The sequence below is a fragment of the Bartonella sp. AS69XJJH genome, assembly GCF_042195585.1.
Lineage (GTDB): Bacteria > Pseudomonadota > Alphaproteobacteria > Rhizobiales > Rhizobiaceae > Bartonella.
In genome coordinates, this window is sequence record NZ_JBHIOO010000158.1 from 1 (window position 1) to 517 (window position 517).

Genomic DNA, 517 nt, shown 5'->3' on the forward strand with positions numbered 1-517 from the left:
TTCTACTGTTTTCTTGTGTTCTTACAGCCCTGCCTTTTTCTTCTTTGCTCTTTTCATGACGTGCTACAAAGGCCTGCACATCATCATTCCATAACAAAGCATCTTTCTCAATATGTTGAGAACTATCAGTTATTTTTTTATTAAAATCATTGATCGTATTCGTTATACGCGTATTCACATTCCCAAGGCTATAATCAAGCGCCGAAAGAGCTGAACCAACATTATGATGACTACTTGGTGATACACCTACATCACCAGTTTTTCTAATGTCATGTACCTCATAAGATGGTTCACTGAAAGCACCATTACTAAAAGCTGCATTACCACCTAAGAACTTAGCAATGTCACCGCCGATTTTATTAATCTGCTGACCATTAATTGCATCATAGGATTCTGAAGATATTACACCATTAGCAACATTATGGAGTGCAACAGGTGTCTTATCCTTACCTTTACCTAAAGTTACACTCGTGTAATCAATGCCGCCATTATCACCATCTTTTTTATCGTAATGAAC

At 37.1% G+C, this 517-nt stretch carries 1 pseudogene; it reads right to left on the minus strand.

Features of this window, described 5'->3' with window-relative positions:
- Positions 1–517, minus strand: a pseudogene (locus ACFIK6_RS10325) (hypothetical protein); the annotation flags it as partial.